The 20,885-nt window shown below is 47.2% G+C and carries 17 protein-coding genes; 11 read left to right on the forward strand and 6 right to left on the reverse strand.

Translation table 11 applies throughout. The annotated features are described in order from the left end of the window. The first annotated feature begins 46 nt into the window (after window positions 1-46). From AC3RV5_RS22405 to AC3RV5_RS22435, 7 genes are all read left to right on the forward strand, one after another. Complete coding sequence (locus tag AC3RV5_RS22405; protein ID WP_489729772.1) at window positions 47-970, forward strand: mechanosensitive ion channel family protein; 924 nt, start codon at window positions 47-49, stop codon at window positions 968-970. Between the two features lie 161 nt (window positions 971-1,131). Next, window positions 1,132-2,856 carry an autotransporter assembly complex protein TamA gene (locus AC3RV5_RS22410; RefSeq protein WP_489729773.1) on the forward strand — a complete coding sequence of 575 codons (1,725 nt, stop codon included), beginning with the start codon at window positions 1,132-1,134 and terminating at the stop codon, window positions 2,854-2,856. After that, window positions 2,853-6,620: an autotransporter assembly complex protein TamB gene (tamB, locus tag AC3RV5_RS22415; RefSeq protein WP_489729774.1), complete on the forward strand. Its 3,768-nt coding sequence runs from the start codon at window positions 2,853-2,855 to the stop codon at window positions 6,618-6,620. Before AC3RV5_RS22410 ends, tamB begins: the two co-directional genes overlap by 4 nt. A gap of 147 nt (window positions 6,621-6,767) precedes the next feature. Then, window positions 6,768-8,105, forward strand: a complete 1,338-nt coding sequence (locus tag AC3RV5_RS22420) for a magnesium transporter (RefSeq protein ID WP_489729775.1) — start codon at window positions 6,768-6,770, stop codon at window positions 8,103-8,105. A gap of 219 nt (window positions 8,106-8,324) precedes the next feature. Then, window positions 8,325-8,501 (forward strand): DUF1328 domain-containing protein, encoded by a 177-nt coding sequence (locus AC3RV5_RS22425; RefSeq protein ID WP_489729776.1) that lies wholly within the window; start codon window positions 8,325-8,327, stop codon window positions 8,499-8,501. Window positions 8,502-8,757: 256 nt separating this feature from the next. Continuing rightward, on the forward strand, window positions 8,758-9,306 hold the full coding sequence (locus AC3RV5_RS22430) for a BON domain-containing protein (protein ID WP_489729777.1): 549 nt from the start codon (window positions 8,758-8,760) through the stop codon (window positions 9,304-9,306). A gap of 379 nt (window positions 9,307-9,685) precedes the next feature. Then, window positions 9,686-10,672, forward strand: coding sequence for a GGDEF domain-containing response regulator (locus AC3RV5_RS22435; RefSeq protein WP_489729778.1), 987 nt, complete (start codon window positions 9,686-9,688; stop codon window positions 10,670-10,672). A gap of 32 nt (window positions 10,673-10,704) precedes the next feature. Here AC3RV5_RS22435 and purD read toward each other — a convergent pair whose 3' ends face one another. From purD to AC3RV5_RS22465, 6 genes are all read right to left on the reverse strand, one after another. Next, entirely contained in the window at window positions 10,705-11,991 is a 1,287-nt protein-coding gene (purD, locus tag AC3RV5_RS22440; protein WP_489729779.1) for a phosphoribosylamine--glycine ligase, read from the reverse strand. 87 nt (window positions 11,992-12,078) lie between these two features. Further along, window positions 12,079-12,885, reverse strand: a complete 807-nt coding sequence (locus AC3RV5_RS22445) for a class I SAM-dependent methyltransferase (RefSeq protein WP_489729780.1) — start codon at window positions 12,883-12,885, stop codon at window positions 12,079-12,081. 199 nt (window positions 12,886-13,084) lie between these two features. Beyond that, window positions 13,085-14,695: a bifunctional phosphoribosylaminoimidazolecarboxamide formyltransferase/IMP cyclohydrolase gene (gene purH / locus AC3RV5_RS22450; protein ID WP_489729781.1), complete on the reverse strand. Its 1,611-nt coding sequence runs from the start codon at window positions 14,693-14,695 to the stop codon at window positions 13,085-13,087. A gap of 136 nt (window positions 14,696-14,831) precedes the next feature. Next, window positions 14,832-15,125: a DNA-binding transcriptional regulator Fis gene (gene fis / locus AC3RV5_RS22455; RefSeq protein WP_489729782.1), complete on the reverse strand. Its 294-nt coding sequence runs from the start codon at window positions 15,123-15,125 to the stop codon at window positions 14,832-14,834. A 29-nt stretch (window positions 15,126-15,154) separates the two neighbouring features. Beyond that, entirely contained in the window at window positions 15,155-16,156 is a 1,002-nt protein-coding gene (gene dusB, locus AC3RV5_RS22460) for a tRNA dihydrouridine synthase DusB (protein WP_489729783.1), read from the reverse strand. Between the two features lie 253 nt (window positions 16,157-16,409). Beyond that, window positions 16,410-16,715 (reverse strand): Mpo1-like protein, encoded by a 306-nt coding sequence (locus tag AC3RV5_RS22465; protein ID WP_489729784.1) that lies wholly within the window; start codon window positions 16,713-16,715, stop codon window positions 16,410-16,412. A 226-nt stretch (window positions 16,716-16,941) separates the two neighbouring features. On the opposite strand from AC3RV5_RS22465, the gene AC3RV5_RS22470 reads away from it, so the two are divergent. The 4 genes from AC3RV5_RS22470 (at window position 16,942) to AC3RV5_RS22485 (ending at window position 20,783) form a co-directional block, all read left to right on the forward strand. Beyond that, the gene (locus tag AC3RV5_RS22470) at window positions 16,942-17,787 is read left to right on the forward strand and encodes a tetratricopeptide repeat protein (protein WP_489729785.1); all 846 of its coding nucleotides are present in this window, start codon (window positions 16,942-16,944) and stop codon (window positions 17,785-17,787) included. Window positions 17,788-17,977: 190 nt separating this feature from the next. Then, on the forward strand, window positions 17,978-18,916 hold the full coding sequence (locus AC3RV5_RS22475; RefSeq protein ID WP_489729786.1) for a hypothetical protein: 939 nt from the start codon (window positions 17,978-17,980) through the stop codon (window positions 18,914-18,916). A 435-nt stretch (window positions 18,917-19,351) separates the two neighbouring features. After that, window positions 19,352-20,056, forward strand: a complete 705-nt coding sequence (locus AC3RV5_RS22480) for a spondin domain-containing protein (protein ID WP_489729787.1) — start codon at window positions 19,352-19,354, stop codon at window positions 20,054-20,056. 10 nt (window positions 20,057-20,066) lie between these two features. Next, window positions 20,067-20,783: a spondin domain-containing protein gene (locus tag AC3RV5_RS22485; RefSeq protein WP_489729788.1), complete on the forward strand. Its 717-nt coding sequence runs from the start codon at window positions 20,067-20,069 to the stop codon at window positions 20,781-20,783. Window positions 20,784-20,885 lie beyond the last annotated feature (102 nt).

Consider the following 20,885-nt stretch of genomic DNA (forward strand, 5'->3'; position numbering starts at 1 on the left):
TTGTGGTGTAAGCCGCCACTCACCCTCAGCCAATATGAAGCTTTCAATGACCATAGATATTCCACAAGTTCTCGGTAACGCCAATACCCTCCTCTTCGCACTACTTAGCAATAAAGTGGTGATCACACTGCTGGTCACCTTTTTTGCCCTGGCCAGTAAATATGTACTGGTAAAAATCGTGCGCAAACAAGCGAGAAGCAGAGGTAAGGACAAACGCGATCTGGTCAATAATATTAAGAATTTTCTTAATTTCCTGTTAATAGTGTTATTGCTTAGCTTATGGGCTGGAGAATTACAACAATTTGCATTCTCCATTGCTGCTTTTGCGGTGGCCATAGTATTGGCTACCCGGGAATTCATCCAATGTGTTATCGGCTTTTTCTACTTGGCGTCCAGCAGGCCGTTTCGCATAGGTGACTGGGTGCAAGTGGGTAATGTGGTTGGTGAGGTGTCGGAAACGGATTGGATAAAAAGTACCTTGTTGGAAGTGGATATTGAGACTTATGAATACACGGGCAAGACTCTGTTTATTCCTAACAACGCCATGATCACCAGCACCATTAAAAATCTTAACTTCCTAAAACGCTATGCCACTCATCATTTTACGATCACCCGGGATCAAAGTGTCAATCCCTACCTATTTATCGACGAGCTGATGAAAAATGCCCAGACATACTGCGCTGACTTTCACGATGTGGCGACTCGCTATAATCAAACTATTGAACGACGCTTGGATGTAAAAATCGCCGGCCCGGATCCGCATATCAGTATTTCGACATCGGAAGTGGGTGATTCGCAAGTGAACATTGCCATATTTTGTCCCACAGAACGGGCTATTGAAATAGAGCAAAAGCTGTTTAAAGATTTCATGACCTTGTGGTTCGCCGCCAAAAAACAGCAGCAAAACATTGAACTACCACATTTAGTTGGCGCACTAAGTGACACTGACAAACCGGTAAATGTCGGTTGAACAGGTTGTTATGGGTCCCGTGGCTATCAAATCTGCCCATAGGAAAATTTTTTCTATATAAACTGTCACGTTTCTTGCATGGGAAGTAGCTTAATTGTTGTTGCACGGTAGACATTATCGTTGAGTTGCCCGACTCGCCATTATTAGCACAAGGATCCATCTTGTTTTATCTTCGTAATTTTCCGTTAGTTGTGATGTTGTTACTCATTCCTGATTCTGCTCTGGCGCTAAGCGTTTCAATTGAAGGGATCGATGACAGCCGGTTACAAGACAACATTCAAGCTCATATTGGAATTATTGGCGCGCCGGTGAGCTGTGATATGTCCGACAGTTATCGTCAGACCATAGAAGAGGCCGTAACATCCGGCGCCCAGGCCCTGGGTTATTATAAAACCACAGTACGTAAACTCAGGCTAGCCAGAACCAAAACCTGTGACGAGTTGAGCCTGGTTGTGCAGCAAGGCCCGCGCATCAAAATTCATCAAAAAAGCGTAACCCTAAGCGCACAAGGGCAACACGATAAAGTATTACAAAAGTTGGTAGACACATTTGAGCTTAAGGTTGGCTCTGCCCTGGAACATCAAGAATACGACAGTCTCAAAAGTAAATTACAACGCAGCGCCCAGATACGTGGCTATTTCGATGCCAAGTTTAGCAAGGCCCAAATTCTGGTCGACCTTGAAGCTTATACAGCTAGTATAAATCTAGACTTCGATACCGGAATTCGTTACAAGTTCGGTGAATTGCTCATTCCTCAAGACGAGAAAGCCCAAGGCTTGATCAAGGAAACCGTGCCCTTTACCCTGGGCGAATTTTATCACGCCGACAAGCTTGCCGAGTTCAACCAAAACTTAAAGTTAACCGGTTATTTTCAGCAGGTCGTGGCCAGGCCCCTGGTTAGCGAAGCCAAAGAGCAACGGGTACCCATAGAAATTATTACTACCAATAACCCCCAGGATACCTTCAATTTAGGTGGCGGATTTTCAACTGATACGGGACCACGAGTGCTCTTGAAGTGGCAACGTCCCTGGGTTAATAGCCGCGGTCACAGCATCAGTGCGGAGTTGTTCGCTTCGGCACCGGAGCAAAACCTAAGTATAAAATACAAGGTGCCGCTGGAAGATCCTTTAAACAATTATATGAGTTTTCAAGCCGGGGCCAAAGCCGAAAACGATAACGATACGCTGAGTGACGCCTTTACCGTGGCGGTTCAGCGCCATTGGGGGGATGTTGACAGTGATTGGAAGCGTATCGCCTTCTTGCGATTTGAGCAGGAAAGTTTCCGTCAAGGTATAGAGCCCCGACAAACGACTACCTTGCTGATCCCAGGTGGCACCCTCAGTCGGCGGCGCACCAGGGGGGTGCTGGATCTGTCCTGGGGTGATAGTCAACAAATCACCCTGGAAACTGCATCCCAACAATTAGTTTCCGACATAGATTTAACCAGATTAACCGTGCAATCAAAATGGTTACGCAGTTATGAGCAACACAGGATTTCTGTACGAGCCGAACTTGGCGCTATCTTCACCAACGATTTCTCCCAGGTGCCATCCAGTTTGCGCTATTTCGCCGGTGGCGACCAAAGTGTTCGCGGATTTGGCTACGAAACCCTGTCCCCCATAGAAGGCGACAAGTTAACAGGCGGCCAGTATTTAAATGTCGCGAGCATCGAATATTCTTATCCGGTGGCACAAAAATGGCGAGCTGCATTGTTTACCGATATCGGTAATGCCGGCGACAACCCCTTTAAAGATTTAGCCACTGGTGTTGGTTTTGGTGCCAGTTGGTTATCCCCAGTCGGTCCGATTAGAATTTATTTGGCTCGGGGACATAGCAAGTTTGAAAACACCACACGTTTGCACTTTTCCATGGGGCCGGTTTTATGAAGTGGTTGAAATATTTTGTTATGGTGTTTTTGACTCTGGTGGTGCTTATCGGCGTCCTGGCTTCCCCATGGGGGACGCGGGCTTTATTGTCTGTCGCAGATAGCAGCCTGGATGAATTAAACATTGATTATGATTCAGGCAGTTTAGTCAGTGCCCTAAGTTTAAAACGGGTTCGTTGGCAGTCGAGTGATATCGAGCTGTCATTAGATAATGTACTGATCGATGTAAACTGGTCATGCTCGGCGACGATGCGGGCCTGCCTGTCTCATTTTGATGCTAACCGGATTAGCGTTAAGTTGCTCAACGCTCCGGCCCCGCAAAACCCTGAATCCACTGGACCTTTGGAAAGGATCGTACTGCCTTTTCCAGTGAAAATTGACTCCCTGGACGTGCACAATATTAGCGTCGAAATCCCGCAAACCATGCAGCTAAAAGTAGCCACTTTAGCCACTAGTATCAGCATGTTTCGCACGTTAAACATCGCCTACCTCAAAGTCTCTGACGTGCATCTTAAACTGCCCAAAGCCGATCCCCTTGCATCCCCAAGTGAGCCGTTAAATATAGCGGATATTGCTAACTGGACCTATCAACCACCGACTTTTTCCCCGCTACTCTTCCCCATAGTCATGAAGGCAAAAGGCATTGATTTTACAGCGCTGTCGGTCACTGAAGGCAAAGCTGAGCTGGCACAAATAGAGCGCCTACAAGCAGCATTGGATATGACCACTAAAACGCTGACGATCACTAAGTTGGAGATAGTCCATCCTCTAGCGGAGTTAAGTTTAACCGCCACTGTGCACAAAAGCTGGCAGCATAAATTACAGGCCAGTATCCACAGTCGCCAGACCGACGAATATCCGTTGAATGTTACTATTGCGGCTCAAGGCTCCCCCCGCAATATCAATATTGAACTTGCAAGCCAAGGCATCGTTGATCTGAGCGCCCAGGTCAATACCGACCTGACGACTAAGCAACTGCCACTGACCGTGATGGCCAAATGGCAAGATATCAGCTGGCCGGTGAGCAACCCTGAGTTCACCTCCGCCAAAGGTAAGTTGGAATTAAAAGGAGACTTGAACTTATATCAAGTCACCTTGCAGTCCCGTGTGCAAGGGCCGACATTTCCGGCGGCTGAAATTACCATGTTTGCCAGTGGCAACAACAAACAAGGTCAAATCAAACAGTTGCAGATCCAAACTCTGGGCGGGGAAATCAATCTGGATGCTGAAGTTAATCTAACCCAGCGTATTGAATGGCAAGGGGCGTTGGGCTTCAAGCAGATTAAACCGCAAGTTTTCTGGCCCCAGTTAACTGCCCAAATTGCCGGCAAGGTTATCCACAGTGGTCAATTTGATGGCCAGACGCTACAGGCCAAAATCAGCCAACTGCAGGCCACAGGTACCTGGCAGGGCTATACATTGGCCGCCAACGGTAGCGCCAGCTTTGATGAGCAACAGGGCCTGCAAATACCGGATTTGACCCTCAGCACCGGGCAAAACCAGTTACACCTAAAGGCATCTGTTAAAGCGTTAGCAAACCTGGATGCCCAACTGACACTGGACGCGCAAAACTTAAGTCAGCTGTACCCTGAGCTGGAAGGTCAAAGCCAGCTGAACGCCACCCTTAGTGGCACCTTAGCCGAGCCCAGGGTGATATTTAACGGCAGTGCTGAAAATCTGTTTATTGAACAGATGACTATCGCCAATATCAGTACCCAAGGTGATATCACCTGGGATGCAAGCAAAACGGTTAACCTCGATATAAACCTAGAAGATGCCCTCGTCAATAATCAGCCCATTGAAAGCCTGGAGCTGAAAGTCGACGGTAATGCTGCGGCACATTCTGTGACACTGAATTTACGCAGTGATAACTTGAACTTACTGAGCAAATTCAGTGGTGAGTTAACCCCCCAACAGTGGTCTGGATATTGGGATACAGCCGATTTCAGTTTTGAGGCGGGGCAATTTACCCTGGATGATGCCAGTCCTGAAATAATGGCTAATTGGCAGCAAGAAAACTTTAACATTACGCCATTTTGCTGGTCAGATGCCGGGGCGAAATTGTGTATCAAAGATGCGCAATACCAAAAAAACAATGCCACCTTTAATCTTACGGCAACCGAGTTACCTGTGTTACAACTCATCACGGCTTATATACCCGGATTGCACAAAGTGCAAACCGATGCCGCCCTTAACTTCGAGATAGCTGGTTCCTGGTCTGGAAAAGGCTTGCCCCAAGCCCAGGCCCATGCTGAGCTGACACCTTCCACCTGGACCGTTGAGGGACAAAAGAACCCGTTAACTTTACATAGCCTATACATAGATCTTAATACCGTGGAACAGCCAGGCAACGGCCAGCAGGACCTGGTAGCCAAATTGCATCTACTGAGCGAACAACTGGGATTAATCAGTGCCGATATGAAGATCCAGGCTAATCCGGGGGAGCGCCCGATAGAAGGCATACTTAAATTAGACGATTTGCAACTTCAGGCCCTGCAAAAATTTGTGCCCCAATTAACCGAACTGACAGGCCAGATAAACGGACAACTCAATCTGGCTGGCACTCTGGCAGATCCCATGATCAAGGGAACGATAAAATTGCGGGAAGGAACATTTGCGGGGTCCATGTTACCAGCAAGAATTAATCATGTAGATCAAACATTTAGTTTTGAAGGGAAGGCCGCAAACATAAATGGACCATTTCAATTAGGTAATGGTAAAGGGCAGATTGACGGCACGTTTAATTGGCAAGACCAACCCACCGCGAGCCTGCACGTCACCGGTACTGACATGGAAATTGATTACCAGAACCTGGTTCGGGCCAGACTATCACCGGACATCCAGATTGATTTTACCCCCCAAAGACTGACAGTGAATGGCGAGCTATCCCTACCCTATGCACGGGCGAGAGTGCGAGAGCTGCCACCGGATGCCTTGTCTCCTTCAAACGACGTCGTGCTGGTGAATGAAACTGACGTTCAACAGGAAAGTGCCCTACCTTTGCAATTGAAGTTGCAGGTTAACATCGACCCTAACCGCAATAACGATGTTAAGTTAGATGCCTTTGGCCTCACATCGGATTTGCAAGGAGCTTTGTTACTCACCCAATCCGGAAAAGTGCTTAATGCCAATGGTGAATTAAATCTGATTAACGGCCGTTACAAGGCTTATGGCCAAGATCTCGTCATCCGCCAGGGCGAAGTGCAATTTAGTGGCCCCATAGACAGTCCTTATTTAAATATTGAAGCCGTACGGGACCCCCTTAAAACTGCAGACGATGTGGTTGCCGGCTTGCGCATCGAAGGCAGTGCCGAGCAGCCCAGCGTCAGCGTATTTTCGGATCCGGCAATGGAACAACCTGAAGCCCTGTCATATTTGTTGCGGGGAGAAAGCATTTCCGGGCAAGGAGACACCTCCAATGACGCCATGCTCGCCAACGCACTAATAGGTTTCGGGTTGGGCAAAAGCGAAAATAACGTCAGCACTATTGGTCGTAAACTGGGAGTGGAAGATTTAGCCCTTAATACCAGTGGTCAAGGCGACGAAACCAAACTCTCGGTCTCGGGGTACATCGCCCCGGGTATACAATTACGTTATGGAGTGGGAGTTTTTGACTCGGCCTCGGAAGTCGCCTTACGCTATCAACTGATGCCAAAATTATATCTTGAGGCTGTCAGTGGCACGGCAAACGCACTGGATATTTACTATCAGTTCAGTATCTATGAGGAAGATAAAAAATCAGATAAGCCTCCCCAAGTAAAGTGATAGCAGTTGTGTCTGGAGTTGTTTTCTTAGGTAGCTTAACCCCAGTTAGACTATGCTTTACAATACTTGCAGCATACCTGCCAATGCGGTATTGAATCGCTATTTAGTCCTTTTTCAGCGGACCCGAAGTATTAACAGGAGTCAATTATGGCAGAACTTTTACCTGAACTTATCGACGAGATAGTTTCCGCACCAGAGGGCCGCGATCAAGACGCCATAACCGCCCTAATCGCCGCACAAGATACCGATGACTTGGCGTTGCTACTCGAATCTTTGCCCCTAGAGCAACGTTTGAATGTTTGGTCAACTATCCAAAAACGTAAACGCCTCGATGTACTTGTTGCCATGCGTGGCGATCCTCGCGAAACCCTGATCCAGGCAACCGACCCCCATGAGTGGGAAGCAATTTTTCATGAGGTGGATGCCGAACAACTGCTCGAATTATCCGATTCTTTACCCAACGCCCTGGTCGACAAAGCTTTAGAAGCAATGGACAAGCAGCAGCGGCAGTATTTTACTGATGCGAGCCAGTACTCAGAACAACAAATTGGTCACTGGTTAAGCCAGGATCCCCTAGTGCTGCCGCTCAATGCCAAAGTGCGTGATGCCCTGCGATTGATCCGCCGGGACGTACCTACCCACATAGATACAGTTTTTTTAATCAACCGCGCCGGGCAATTCTCCGAGGCCGTCAAACTAACCAAGGTTATGGGTCTGCCGGAGCACGTGCCCCTGGTAGATTTATCCGAGGAAGAAATCGATACCATAGATGCTAATGACGATTTCACCTTGGCGTCTTTGATGCTGCAGCGTTCAGGGTTTGCTTCACTACCCGTAGTGGATGAAAACAATAAATTGCTTGGACGTTTGGATATCACCACTGCCAGCGAATTGCTCAACGAGTCCTATGAGCGCCAATTGATGGCCACCGCTGGTATGGATGAAGACGAAGATTTGTTTTCGTCTGTGAAAAAAAGTGCACAGAACAGGGCCGTGTGGTTAGGGATCAACTTGCTCACTGCCTTTTTGGCCTCAGGTTTTATTGGTCTATTTGAAGCCACTTTACAACAAGTCGTGGCCTTGGCGGTACTGATGCCAGTGGTGGCCAGCATGGGCGGAATTGCGGGTAGCCAGACGCTGACTTTAATGATCCGTGGTTTGGCTCTGGGTCAAGTTACCGTTTCCAACTTTAGAGCGCTACTTAAAAAAGAATTGAGTGTTGGGGGCTTAAACGGCGTCGTCTGGGCGTTGGTAATAGGTATTATTTCTTATTTCTGGTTTGCCGACCCTATGCTGGGTTTGGTGATTTGTCTGGCCATTTTTCTCAATATCTTGGCCGCCGCAGCCGCTGGCGTGGCAGTGCCTGTGATATTAGACAAATTCAATATTGACCCTGCTCTGTCCGGTTCAGTGATCTTAACCACGGTCACCGATATTGTCGGTTTTGTGGCATTCTTAGGATTAGGAACCTTATTGCTGGTGTGACTGAAGTGGGTGGTTCTGTTAGGCATGTAAAAATTACAGGGCCTAAGTAGAAGATGCATGGTTCTCAGGAAAAATTCGCCTGTTGCACAAATACAGCTGGCATACAGACACACACCCTTGGCTGTCTACTGAATTCCCCTCAAAAAGTGCATAGTTGGCATATATGTAGCTTCACAGATAGGCCAACCCCAGGCTCGACCGGTTTATTTAGGAGTACATATGTTAACGTGGGCCCTAACATTCTTTGTTATCGCCGTAATCTCTGCAATATTTGCTTTTTTGGGTTTAGTGGGTACCGCCGCTGGTATCGCCAAAATTATATTTTTTGCTTGTTTGCTGTTTCTGTTCATCTTCATTATTGGCACTGTAGTACAGAATAAAAAGAGCAAAAAGTAACAGCTTATCTAATTATTGCCCCGCGCTGTGGGTGGTTACCCCGGACACTAAGCAAAACATTACCTTTCCTCGCTCACCCCGGCCCAAGATGCGCATTCTCCTCTACCACAGCGGGCGTAATTTTTATTACGCTGAAAAAAAACGCAGTCTCAACTCAGGCGATGAAGAAGCTTGGGGAGAAGGTAATTAAAATCAACAAGTTATATTTGGCATAAATTTCGCATAAACCATTATTAATGTAATAAAGGAGATGCCGATGAAAACTTCAACCTCAGTTTTATTCGGTGCCGTGCTGCTAGGTAGCCTGTCAGCAGGCGCTCAGACCAACAACCATTGGCAGGGTACCGAAAAAGATGCCTGGCTAGATGGAAGAGTTGAAACGACACTGTTACTAAATGGCAACTTAAACGCTTATGGTATTAATAGTGATGTGGAAAACGGCAAGGTCACCCTAACCGGTAAAGTTGAAAACGACACCGAACAAGCCCTTGCGGTAGAACTGGTCAGATCACTGGAAGGAGTGACCGAAGTAGATGATATGCTCACTGCATTCAGTCGAAATGGTGACCAAAGTGACCCGCTAGTGAGTCATTTATATGATACCAAAGTAGCGACCGTGGTTAAGACCCGTCTGTTGTTTGAGCCACATATTAAAGGTACCAAGATTGATGTAGCGGCAAAGAAAGGGGTGGTGACGTTAACGGGAAAAGTCCAGGATCCCGCAGAAAAACAACTTGCCATGAAAATTGCAAAAAATACCAATGACGTGAAAAATGTGATTGACCGCCTAATCATTGCACAGTAACCCACTAAGATTGGGTGAGTCGAAAGGAACCGACTCTAAGATTAAGCAGAGGCTAATACTTGCTGGCCAAAGGCAGTACCAAACAACCATTAGAAGTGAGAAGTATATGTATAACAGTAGACAAAGTAACAATGCAAATTTTAATTGGTTCGACAAAGTGAACCAACCTCAAGAAGATACATCAACTATCATAGATAGATTGACCAGAGAAAATATGCTTTTAAAACAAATGTTAAAGAGTGAGCTTGAGAAAGCACGTAGCATCGCAGTATAACTCTCACCCAATTTGTTCTACTATTGAGCGCAAAAGGAATTGCGTTATGCGCCTGACGTGAAATACTACCTACGTAGGCGTTATTAAATATTAGTAGGGCAGAATATGGAAAGCCATGCATCGGGCCATTTGCCAAGTAATACCCTCAAACAAACATTGCTGTTGGTTGATAAAGACCCGCTTACCCAAAGCGCATTCAAGCATCGTTTTGCCCTTAGCTACAGATTGCTGATAACCAGTAGTGGTGAGGAAGCCTATGATCTGGCTATTAACGATCAAATAGATATGGCAATTATCAACATTCAAACCAGCGATATCAGCGGATTTGATACCTGCGCCAAATTAAAACTGCACCCGATCTGCGCCGATATGCCTATTATTTTTATCGGTTCAACCCTGTCGACTGAACAAATCATCTTTGGCCTAAAGTTAGGTGCAATCGACTTTATCAGCACTCCGGTAGACATTTCGATCCTAGGGGTCAAAATAAAGAATCATATGACATTGGCTGCCAAGCTTCGCGCGCTGGCGTTAATTTCCTGTACCGATGGTTTGACAGGTGTTCCCAATCGCATGCAGTTGGACACCACCTTAAATCGCGTCTGGTATGCGGCTGTGCGGGGGCACCATCCATTATCCTTACTGATGATAGATATTGACTTCTTTAAGCGTTTTAACGATACCCTTGGACACGTTGCCGGAGATGAATGTTTAAAACGCGTGGCACAAACCATTCAAAAAGCACTGCATCGAGACAGTGATGCCATGGGGCGTTATGGCGGTGAAGAGTTCGCCGTCGTGTTGCCTTTCACTGAATTAGAGGGTGCTATGCTCATTGCCGAGCAAATTCTGGCGGAAATCAAACTCCTTGATATTGACAACCCTGGGGCCAAAACCACCAAAAAGGTCACCGTAAGTATTGGCGTGGCAACCTTGGATCCGGCCCAGGAAATAGACTATGCCAGCGCCCAGCCGGAAGATTTAATCAAACGCGCCGACAAGACGCTGTATCGCGCCAAAAAACAAGGCCGCAACCAGATAGTGGCAGAGAATACTGCCAAACTTGCCAACCACAAATCTAAGGCCAAGTAACCCACACGACGTCACAGGAGTTAAGCAATAGCTTATGAGCGCTCTCTGGCAATCGCCCGATAACCAATATCATCCCGAAAGAACATTCCCTCCCAGCTGACTTGTTTAGCCAATTCATAGGCTCGCTGCTGAGCCGCCGTCACAGTTTCCCCCAAGGCAGTGGCACATAATACCCGTCCACCATTCGTGGTAATCTGGCCAGCGACGTTTGCAGTCCCTCCGTGGAATATTTTAGCATCTGGATCCGCGACTGTTGGTAGCCCAGAAATCACTTCACCCTTGTCATAGTCTAGTGGATAACCTCCAGCGGCTAGGACTACGCCTACTGCTGCCCTGGGGTCAAATTCCACCTTGGCCTGATCCAATTTACCCTCTATGGCCAGTTCCACCAGCGCCACTAAATCAGATTGCAGACGCAACATAATGGGCTGGGTTTCAGGATCCCCAAAGCGACAGTTGTATTCGATGACTTTTGGAGTGCCATCTTCGGCTATCATCAAACCCGCGTACAGGAAACCCACGTATTTGGTGCCTTCGCCGGCCATGCCTTCAACGGTTGGATAAATCACTTCGTTCATCACCCGTTGATGGATTTCGTCAGTCACCACAGGAGCCGGAGAATAAGCCCCCATGCCGCCTGTATTGGGACCAGTATCACCATTTCCCACTCGTTTATGATCCTGACTGGTGGCGAAAGGCAGCACGTTTTTACCGTCAACCATGACAATAAAACTAGCTTCTTCTCCCTGCAAAAATTCTTCAATCACGACCCGGCTACCGGCTTCGCCAAAGACATTACCGGCTAACATATCACGCACCGCATCTTCAGCCTCGCCCAGGGTCATCGCCACGATTACCCCTTTGCCTGCAGCTAATCCGTCAGCTTTGATAACAATGGGCGCACCTTTAAGCTTGAGGTAGGCTAAAGCAGGTTCGATTTTTGTGAAGCTTTCGTATTCCCCACTAGGAATATGGTGTCTGGCTAAAAAATCCTTAGTGAACGCCTTCGATCCTTCCAGCTGAGCGGCGGCTTTACTGGGACCAAAAATACGTAAACCACGAGCCTCAAAGGCATCAACCACTCCCAGCACCAGGGGAATTTCAGGACCAACTATAGTCAAACCGATGTTTTCTTTGCACGCAAAATCAACTAAACCAGCAATATCATCGCTGTTAATCGCCACGTTTTGCAATTTCGGCTCAAGGGCGGTTCCAGCATTGCCTGGTGCCACATACACTTGGCTAACAGTGGCTGACTGAGCGGCTTTATAGCCTAAGGCATGTTCACGACCACCGCCGCCAATAATCAATACTTTCATTAGATTCGCTTTTATTCAGAGTTATTAATAGGGTATTAGGTCAACGGTAAGGCCGTCATATGAGCAGACGACATCAGGCTGTCAGACTTATTTAACAAATTTCAAAGTCATGCGATTGCTTTCACCTATAGCCAGGTACTTTTCCAGCTCTTTATCACCTAAACGCAGGCTGGGAGGTAAAGTCCATACACCTTTTTCATGTTCGGCGCCGTCTAATTTATTGTTATTCACATCGCTTTGCGCCACTAAATTAAAGCCTGCTTTTTCCGCCATGGCAATCACATAGGATGGTTTCATATAACCTGAGTTTTTTTGTAGCTCACCACTTTGTGACTCACGTAAACTATGCTCTACCACGCCCAATACGCCGCCGTCCTTCAACGCCCGATAAAAGGCCGCGAACGCACTTTGCACACCGGCATCCCCGTCTTGCATATACCAATTATGTATATTGCGAAAAGTCAGCACTCTATCCAAGGAACCTTCAGGGGCGAAATCCGGCGCCTTTATCGGGTCGAAAGCGCTTAGCTTAACTTTTTTATAACTATCTATTTCCGCGATCTTTTGTTCAAATTCCTGACGGGATTTTCTGAAGTAGTCCCGGGTATTTTCATCCACATAGAAATGGGCAGCATAGTAGCTGCCTTTCTCATTTAACAATGGAGCCAAAATATTACTATACCAGCCGCCACCTGGGGATATTTCTGCCACAGCCATGTCCGGCTGCACCTCGAAAAAGCGTAGGGTTTGTTGTGGGTGGCGGTACTCGTCACGCAGACGCTGCTCCATAGGCCGCCCTTCATGGGCGATGGCATCAATTAACGCATCAGCGTGGGCCAATGGGCTAGACAATAACGTCAGAGAGAAAACTATTCGGGTGGCTCGTTTGAACATGATCAGATCCTGTGATTAGTAACAAAAGCGATAGATAGTGTAGCGTTTTTTTTGGCAACACTAAATCCTTGCAACGCTAAATCCTGGTGAAGAGGGTGGAATAACCTGTACAACCAGTCAATGGGGAGGGTTTAGTAACCGGGATACACCCGATGAGGCGACATAGGGCTCATCGGGTGTATCACTCTGGGGACATCGCTTAGTGTCTAAAGTGACGCATACCGGTAAAGACCATCGCCAGGCCGTGTTCGTCAGCTGCGGCTATCACTTCCTGATCCCGCATTGAACCACCCGGCTGGATCACCGCACTGATACCCGCGGCCGCAGCGGCATCGATACCGTCGCGAAAGGGGAAGAAGGCGTCCGACGCCATAACAGACCCCTTGACCTCCAGCCCCTCGTCGGCGGCTTTAATTCCGGCTATTTTGGCTGAATAGACTCGGCTCATCTGCCCAGCGCCCACACCTATGGTCATACTGTCTTTGCAATACACAATGGCGTTAGATTTAACGTATTTGGCAACTTTCCAGGTGAACATCAAATCTTTAAGTTGCTGCGCCGTGGGCTGCACCTTAGTCACCACCTTTAAGTCTTCTATTTCAACCATGCCAAAGTCTCGTTCTTGTACCAGCAAACCACCATTGACCCGTTTAAAGTCATAACCGTCGGTTAACTGGCCTTGCCAATCACCACAGGCCAGCAAACGCACATTTTTCTTGGCGGCGATAATGGCTACTGCTTCATCGCTGACCGTCGGGGCAATAATGACTTCAACAAATTGGCGCTCAACGATGGCCTGGGCCGTGGGGCCGTCCAACTCGCGATTAAACGCGATAATGCCACCAAAGGCAGATGTTGGGTCGGTCTGATAGGCGCGGTTATAAGCGTCGAGGATAGTGTCCCCCAAAGCTACGCCACAAGGGTTGGCATGTTTGACTATGACACAGGCTGGCTCGACAAATTCTTTAACACACTCCAGGGCCGAGTCAGTATCCGCAATATTGTTAAATGACAATTCTTTGCCTTGTAACTGCACAGCAGTAGCAACCGAAGCCTCTTGAATGTTGTTCTCAACATAAAAAGCAGCGTCCTGGTGGCTGTTTTCGCCGTAACGCAAGTCTTGTTTTTTAGTCACTTGCAGATTAAAAGTCCGGGGGAATTCACTGTGCACATGACCACAATCGTCAGCACATTCACTGCCGTGTTCGTCTGATCCCACCATCGCACCGAAGTAATTGGCGATCATGCCGTCATATTCTGCCGTGTGTTCAAAAGCCGCTATGGCTAAATCAAAACGGGTGCTGACGCTGACCGAGCCCTGATTGGCGCTCATTTGGGTCATGACTCGGGCATAATCTTTAGCATTGACCACTATAGTCACATCATTATGATTTTTTGCTGCCGCGCGCACCATAGTGGGCCCACCTATATCAATGTTTTCAATCGCATCTTCAAGACTGCAGTCTTCCTTAGCTACCGTCGCGGCAAACGGATAGAGGTTCACCACCACCAAATCTATAGGCAGAATATTATTCTGTGCCATCACCTGTTCGTCCTTCCCACGACGGGCCAAAATGCCGCCATGAATTTTCGGATGCAGGGTTTTTACCCGCCCGTCCATGATTTCCGGATGACCTGTATAGTCAGAGGCTTCAATAACGCTCAGACCATGTTCAGCCAATAACTTTGCCGTTCCTCCCGTGGATAATAGTTCAACACCTTGGGCTGAAAGAAAAGTGGCAAATTCAACGATGCCGGATTTATCTGAAACGCTCAGTAGCGCTCGGCGAATAGGTTTTGGGGTAGTCATAGTGTGTTTATCTTCTACAAATGATTAACTGTGCTAATGAAAAATGTATTATACCGCATCAAAATCCCGCTCAACCACGTATATTGCAGTTATTCGGGATAAAAAAAGAGCACCTAAAGGTGCTCTTTTTCGGGTATTAATTCATACCGTATTGTTTTAGCTTCTTGCGCAATGTTCCGCGGTTGATGCCTAACATGATAGAAGCGCGGGTTTGATTACCCCGGGTGAAGGTCATGATTTCCTCCAACATTGGCGCTTCAACTTCGGCCATTACTAATTCATACAGATTTTCGATGTCCGTATTGTCCAATTGCTTAAGATACTTGTTTACTGCCTGTTTAACAGAATCGCGAAGGGGCTTTTGTGCCTGAGTTTGCGAAGGAGTCGTTACCGTAGTGGTAAAAGGAGAAGTTACATTTTGATCGAACATATACAATCTTGCTCTTTAGTTAGTCGTCGTTAGGCTGCAGGTGAAACGAGAAAACTCGTTGATTCGCCTGCCATTTGGTCGAAATATATCGCCAATGTATCGAGTTGCTGTTGAGCATCCTCAATAACATTGAACTTGGCCCGGAAATGTCGTTGCCGATCATGATCCGCTAAATACCACCCCACGTGTTTGCGGGCAATCCGCGCCCCCATAAATTCACCGTAAAATTGGTGAACATTGCCAACATGTGTCAATAAAATTTGACGCACTTCAGCTAAAGAGGGCGCAGCTAGCATTTCGCCGGTTTGCAAATAATGCTGGATCTCGCGGAATATCCAGGGTTTACCCTGGGCACCGCGACCTATCATCAAAGCGTCTGCTTGGGTGTACTCCAATACATGTTTAGCACTGTGTACACACCTGACATCACCGTTGGCGACTACCGGTATCGACACGGCCTGTTTAATGGCCTTAATTGTGTCGTATTCGGCTTCACCTTTGTACATACAGGCTCGGGTGCGGCCATGCACTGCCAAAGACTGGATCCCGTTTTGTTCGGCAATCCTGGCAATCTCTAATCCGTTGCGATTATCCGTGTTCCAACCTGTGCGTATCTTCAAAGTAACAGGCACGTCTACTGCATTCACCACTGCCTGAACAATCTGTTCAACCAATTTAGGGTCTTGCAACAATGCCGAACCTGCCAACTTTTTATTTACCTTTTTTGCCGGACAACCCATGTTGATATCAACAATCTGTGCGCCGTTACTCACGTTGAACTGTGCAGCCTGCGCCATCAATTGAGGGCATGCGCCAGCTATTTGCACTGCGCGAATACCGTCTTCACCAACATGATCCATACGTTGCCTGGATTTATTTGATCGCCAAAGATCAGGGTTAGAAGACAGCATCTCCGAAACAACCAATCCGGCCCCCATGCGTTTGCATAGTTGCCTAAAGGGTCTGTCCGTCACACCAGCCATCGGCGCCAGAATCAAATTGTTATCAAGCTTGTAAGGACCAATCTGCATATCAAAATCGCTGGATCGCGCAAAAACCGTCGGGTTAGCAAAAAAGGGCGGCAAGTTTACGGTTTTTTTGCAGCCATGAAAAGGCTATAAATTGAACAAATTCGTTGTTTTTTTACTGATTTGGTATTGACAGGCAGGGAACATGGCTAATTCAGCCTGATTTAGCCATGCCGCTTAATTTCTATTTGTGTTGGGTGTAAATGAGTTGTAACTATTAGACTGGGTTTGTAAACACCTCCCTTGGTGGATGGTTTTAAAACTTTATTTTGCCAACTAAAATATCTTTGTACATTACCCAGTCTGCCCACAGGCTATAAAATGGATATTGGAAAGTGGCGGGTTTGTTGTGTTCAAAAAAGAAGTGACCAACCCAGGCAAAGCCGTAACCGAACAAGGGTAACAGCCACAGCAAAGCCCATTGCCCGCTAAACACGGCAAAAATGAGCATAAATATAATCAGCGTCGACCCAATAAAATGCAGGCGTCGACACGTGATATTTTGATGTTCACTGAGATAATAGGGGTAAAAAGCGGTAAAACGGCTAAATTTCCGAGTCATCATTAGGCCTTAAAAATAGAAAAAAAAAGCAGCTTGTCTGCAAATTAGCATAGTTTTATCCCGCTAATTGTCCACTGTTTGACATGTTCCATCGACAGTGACTGCCCAGTCATTCAAGGTTGACACAAAATACGCCGCAGTTACTCGAGGGGAGGAATTAAGAAGTACTTGAATTTCAGGCCAAAAGTCCCCACCTTTGACTCATCGAAATGCCTAGGACCATTCCATGCAAAATAGCCTAAACATCACATTAGAGAATTTTCAGCAAGTTATCTTGCAAGACTCCCAAAAGAAACTTGTCATGCTTGAGTTCTGGGCCCAGGGCTATGAGCCTAGCCAGCAACTGGAACCTGTACTGCAAACACTCGCCAGCGTATATGGTGAAAACCTGATCCATGCCCGAGTCGATTGCCAGACTCAGCAGGAAATAGCTGGCCAGTTTGGGGTACGCGATTTACCTACGGTAATGTTGATCAAAGACGGCCAGCCCGTTGATGGTTTTGCCGGAGTTGAAAGCGAGGCCAATATTCGCCAAATGCTCGAGAAGCATTTGCCCAAACCCGAAGACGAGTTATACAACCAGGCCGCAAAACTAGTGGCTGATAAACTCTATCCAGAAGCTTTCACCCTGATTAAACAAGCCTACGATCTGGATCCTAACCGCGCTGACATCAAATTGCTTTTGGCAGATTGCCAGGTGGAATTGGGCCAGGTAAAACAGGCTAAAGAAGTACTGGCTACTATAGGTTTGGTGGATCAGGATTCACATTACCAAAGTATTTTGGGTAAAGTTGGGTTGGCGGAACAGGCGGCAGATTCACCAGAAATCAAGGCGCTGCAACAAGCTGCGGCCAAAGACCCCGACAACCTCGAACTGAAAGTAAAACTGGCGGTACAATTGCGCCAGGCCAATCAAATTGAAGAAGCATTGGAATTGATGCACGCCATACTGCTCAAGGATTTGAACTTTGGTGAAGCCAAAAAACTGATGTTGGATATGATCAATGCGCTACCCGATGGAGAACCGCTTAAGTCCAAATATAGGCGCAAAGTCTATAGTCTGTTGTACTAATAACCCGGGCATGCCTATGCACCTGACCAATAGCTAACATACAAGCCATACACCCTATTGGTCCCAAGGAAGGCTTATCAAATCCGGCCCCAGGGAAATTTAACCGGTGCATTTTGCCGAGGATAAAAGAATATTTTAAAAAGGCAAAAAATGTATACTACGGATCAATTGTTCTTCGCCTCCATTGTCAATGCTTAAAAAAAGATACTTCGCCCTTATTGGGCTTGTTGTGCTGGTCGCCGTGCTTATATTCCTCTCTGTCCTCGGCCAGCGAATATGGCTATTGCATAGTAGCAAATTTATGAGTTTCGAAGAAAAACTTAAAGAGATCTCGGGCATAGAATATGACAAACAGCAACGTTTGTGGGCAATCAATGATGGCGGTAATGCGCCGCGGCTTTATCAAGTCAACCAAGATGGAAAAATCGTTCGCAGCATTAAAATAGAAAACGCTAAAAATTTGGATTGGGAAGATATGACCCAGGACTATTTTGGTCATTTTTTTATTGGCGATTTTGGTAACAATGACAGCGACAGAGAATGGTTGACCATTTATAAAATCGAAAATCCCATCGACATCAAGGGCGATAGTACCAAAGCGGAAATTATAAAGTTTACCTACCCGGGGTTTTCCGCAGTCGACCCGGCGAATAATATGAAAAACGACATAGAAGCCTTTATCTATTATAAACAGGCCTTGTACCTGTTTACTAAAAATCGTGAAGAACCCTTCGATGGCATAACCAAGTTGTATCGAATAGGGGATCACGCCGCCAATTTCAAAGCTCAGCATGTCAGTGATTTCTCAACTTGTACCTTCCTCAAACAGCTGTGCTGGGTCACGTCAGCGGCCCTTAGCCCAAACAGAAACAAATTGGTGCTGCTGGATTCCGAGCGCTTGTGGTTATTCGAGAATTGGCAGGGAGACGACTTTTTTTCCGGAGACGCCTATCGAATTGACTTGGGCATAGTCACCCAAAAGGAAGCGGTGACTTTTTTTGATGAAAATACCATTATCTTCACCGACGAAAAATTCAACGGCATGGGCGGCAACGCTTATATGATCAAGCTTGATCAGGTCAAAAAGAACAAAATATTTAATCACAGTCGGGCTCTACCAGTAGAGTAATCCCTGGTCAACTTAAACGTTGTCTTGCTGCCCAGCCCACTCAGTGTCACTCCAACCATTGCGCTGAACGTCAATCGAGATGACATTTAAAACTTGCCGGCCTCCCCGTTTGTATAACACCGATTAGGTTAGCCAACGGAGCCAACTCACCTGCAGCGCCCGCAAATTTTTCCCAATAGCCTTAAAATGGTTTGCCAGCCACCCGATTCATCCTCGTTTTGACGGATGAGCTCGCCTGAGGAATTTGCTAACTATGGATTTATAAGGGCAGAATTCATCTTTAAGGGCTTAGATTTCGACGTTCATAACGCTGTTCCTGTTTACATTTGTTCCTTGGGCCTGGATAGAAACGTTTTACTATCGTGACACTTTTGGGAGATTTGATCGCCAGACTTAGTGCTACATCGACAAATAAATCCAGCACGAGGAACGAAGATGAAGCGCATCACTACTCTTTCTACTGCCGCATTGTTGGCCCTAACAACACAGCAAATTATGGCGGCAGATTTAACTATTGAAATCCAAAATTTAACTCACGGTTTATATTTCACGCCCATAGCAGCCGTTGCCCACACGGCTGACACCAGCCTATTTAAGATAGGCGAAACCGCCAATACCGAGTTACAAATGATGGCAGAGGGTGGCAGCTTAGACGGCATCATGGTCATCGCAAGTGCGATCAGCGCCGATATACTCACTAACCCTGCCGCTGGGCTGCTATCACCCACGGCCAAAGCCACAGGGGATTTGCTCAGCGCAGACGACAATGTCATGTTGTCGCTTGTGGCCATGATCTTACCCTCAAACGATGGTTTCATTGGTCTGGACAGCTGGCCTATTCCTAGCGAAACGGGAATCTATACGATTTACCTCAATGCCTATGACGCTGGCACCGAAGCCAATGATGAGCTACGTGGTGGTGGTATGCCAGGCGCGCCCGGTATGCCGGTCCCTCCTCCCCTTGAACCTCTGCTTGGCACAGGTGGCAGCGGAGTCGCCGGGCCTGATAGCAATGCCACTGTGCATATTCATCGGGGCAACATAGGTGATGATGTAATCGATGGAGGCGCAAGTGATGTGGTCAATAGTGTGCACCGTTGGTTGAACCCCGTTGCAAAAGTCACAGTAACAGTAAAATAAGGAGAAACTTATGGCTCAATTATTTATCCTTAGACCTTACCGCCTGGCGTTATTTCTGGCCCTACCACTAGGCCTCAGTGCCTGTGGTGATGACAAGTTAGTCGAAGTAGAGGTTCCGGCTCCCCAGCCAACCCCCGTCGATGTTAGTTATGAGATCACCGTCACTAACCTAACTAACGCCCAGCCGTTATCACCGGTAGCCGTAGTATTACATGCCAGCGGTAACCTGTGGACCATCGGGGCAGTACCGTCGGTGGAACTGGAAAAAATGGCCGAAGGCGGAGACAACAGCGGCTTGCTGAGTCTGGGACTGGTTAGCGTATCCGGGGCAGGGCCCATTATGCCTGGGGATCAGGAAAGCATCAGCATTACGCTGGAAGATGTAACCGACGCCAAAATCAGCGTAGCGAGCATGTTGGTCAATACCAACGATGGATTTAGCGGTCTAAATGCCTGGGATCTGAGCCAACTAGCAGTGGGTGATAGTTGGGTGACCGCAGCCGGCATATATGATGCTGGCACAGAAGAGAATAGTGAAGCCCCGGGCACTATGCCGGGTCCTGCGGACGGCGGTGAAGGCTTCAACCCTACACGTACCGATACGGGCTATGTGTCTATGCACCCAGGGGTGGTCAGTGCTGATGACGGTTTAACCGGCTCAGTCCTGTCTTCCCAGCATAAATTTGATACGCCGGGGGTGCGCATTCTAATAACGCGCACTCATTGAATTTAAAGGCTCATCAAAAGAAAAGCTAGCCCCTTAAAAAAAAGCGGCTAGCTTGTGAAAGATCCAGGCTATTGGCTCTTTCTATCTGTCTTTAACCAAAGG

It is taken from the genome of Paraglaciecola sp. IT1134 (genome assembly GCF_058068185.1).